1 pseudogene is annotated in these 2479 nt (G+C 40.4%); it reads left to right on the top strand.

Annotation, left to right across the window (positions count from 1 at the left end):
- A pseudogene (locus BKE30_RS16125) lies at positions 1–2479 on the top strand (Ig-like domain-containing protein); the annotation flags it as partial.

Raw genomic sequence — 2479 nt, 5'->3', positions numbered from 1 at the left:
AGATAATGGATCAGAAGTAAAAGAAGTAGCCGGTGTTACCCTTGTTTTAAGTAAAAGTGAATTAAATGTAAAGGGTGATAATCTTACTGTTACGGCGAAGGCAGTCGACAAAGACGGAGGTGGAATCGCGAATCAAAAAATTAGCCTCAATATTAAAGATGCTTTAAAAAATGGTGCAACTGCCGATGTTTCAGAGGTTTCTACTGATGAAAAAGGTAATGCAACCTTTACCGTTAATTTAAGCGGCACAAATATAGCAGTTACTGAACTGGTGCTTACTGCTACTGTAGTTGGAACTACTATTAACAATATTAAAAAAGTAGCGGTAACTGGAGCTGGTACAGTTACTCAAAGTCAGTACGAACTGAAGTTTGATAATATTTCACCTCTGATGGTTTCGGGTGGAGAAAGTACTGTTCGTGTACGGGCGCTTGATGCCAATGGTGGAGGTGTTCCCAATGAGAATGTGGTTTTAAAAGTTAAAGATTTTGAGAAAAATGGGGTAAGTATTAAAGGGTTATCTAGTGCAGTGACTGATAACCAAGGCTATGCTGAGTTTACGCTGAGCTTACCAGCAGGTAAGGAAGGTGATCGTCTTGCTTTAATGCAAGAAGGGATTAGCCTTGAAGCAGTATTGACTGAAGCGAGCGGCGCTTCCAAAACTCAAGTCTATAAAGTTGGCGTAAGCTCGGTTGCTAACGTGGTAACCAAGTTGGACATTTCTACAAGTAATAATAATAAAATTGAGGCTATTGGTGGATTAATTAATGTCGTCGTAAAAGCGACTAATCCTGAAGGCGCCAGTATTGCAAATAAAAATGTTCAATTGGTATTGGATGCTCAGGCAGTGCAGTATGGGGCTAAGCTTGCTAATGCGGTTGTAAAAACAAATAATAAAGGCGAGGCTGTTTTTACCATTCAAACAGAAGCCAATGCTGATAATCCTGATGGAAAATTATTGGTGCAAAATGGAATTAGTGTCAAAGCTATTTTGCAAGATAATGCATCTATCTTCACCCAAGATTCTAAAATTACGGTATCGTCTCCCGTTGCAGAGGATGTGGCTAGTCTAAATCTTGCAGTAGCAGGAGCAATTAAGACATCGGGTGGGGAAGCAAATGTTACTGTTATTGCAAAAGATAAAAATGGTGGAGCTATTGCGAATAGGACAATCAAACTAACTATTCCTCAAGTCGCTGGATTAAGTATAAAAAATGGATCCACTGCCACCACTGATAGCAATGGGCGGGCAGAATTTACTTTGAGCTTTAATGCAGCGGGCGTAGATCAGGCCGTAATTAATAGTTTGATCAGTAAAGGGGTTACCATTACTGCGCAGTATACAGCTGTTAATAACAAAACAGTCACTCAGACAGGACTGGTTAATTTTTATCAGACTGTTCAAGAAGTACAGCGCATAGAGTTAACCGCTACCAAAGGCATAGTTAATTCTACGAATGATACTTTTCAAGTTAAAGCGCGAGCTTTGGATAATGATGGTGATCCTGCAGTTAATAAACCCATTAGTTTAGGTCTATCCGCTAATGTGATGGAAAATGGTGTTTCATTTGAAGGTAAAGTCACTAAAAATACGGATAAAGATGGTTATGTTTCATTCACTGTGCATACCAATGCTTTAAATGAACAGGCTATTGAAAAATTGGTTTCTTCGGGAATTGTGGTAGCCGTCAGTACTAAACTTGCTGATGGTAGTATAGTTACACAAAACACTACGGTTATGGTGGCACCTTCTGCGTTGTCTGCCGTTGAGGTTGCTTATCTGGATATTATTGATCCGGCAACCTTGGATATTAGCAAGCCTAATAAAGACACTTCAATCGTCGTACAGGCTTATAAAAGTAATGGTGATGTTTCTGCCAATAAAGACATTATTGTAAGTTTAGATAAGAAATATGCAGGAATTTCAATTGATAATCGTGCGCCCACCACAAACAGTACTGGGCAGGCTTCTTTTGGTTTAAGGTATGATCCAGAACAGCTGTCTAGTGCTGACCAGCTTGAAATTCTTCAAAAAGGTTTAAGCATTACTGCACGTTTTGGAAATATCACACAAAAAACCAAAATTTCTTTTTATAGTTTAGCTGCCAATATTCAGCGTATGGATCTGGTGGTTGACAAGCCAGCACTGGTTGCTACTGTTGGTACGGCACAGAAAGCCATTGCTACGGTAACCTTAAAAGACAGTGCTGGTGCAGCTATTAAAGATCGCCAAGTGATCATTGCACTTGACCCTGCTGCTCTACAGCAAGGTGCACGTTTTACCGGAGTAACAGGTGGCTCAACAGCTGTAACCACTGATGCAACTGGTCAGGCTACTGTTGAGTTAACTGTGAATGCAGCCAATCAGGCAATGCTTGATGCCTTAATTATATCAGGGATTGGCATTGGTGCATCAGCGGTGCAAGGTGATGGCAGTGGCACGATTAGCCAAAGCACCAAAATCAACGTTTTGTCCGAA

It is taken from the genome of Alkanindiges hydrocarboniclasticus, from assembly GCF_001982605.1.
Taxonomy (GTDB): domain Bacteria; phylum Pseudomonadota; class Gammaproteobacteria; order Pseudomonadales; family Moraxellaceae; genus Alkanindiges; species Alkanindiges hydrocarboniclasticus.
Note: the sequence above shows the minus strand (reverse complement) of the source record. Positions and strands in the feature narration are given on the sequence as shown.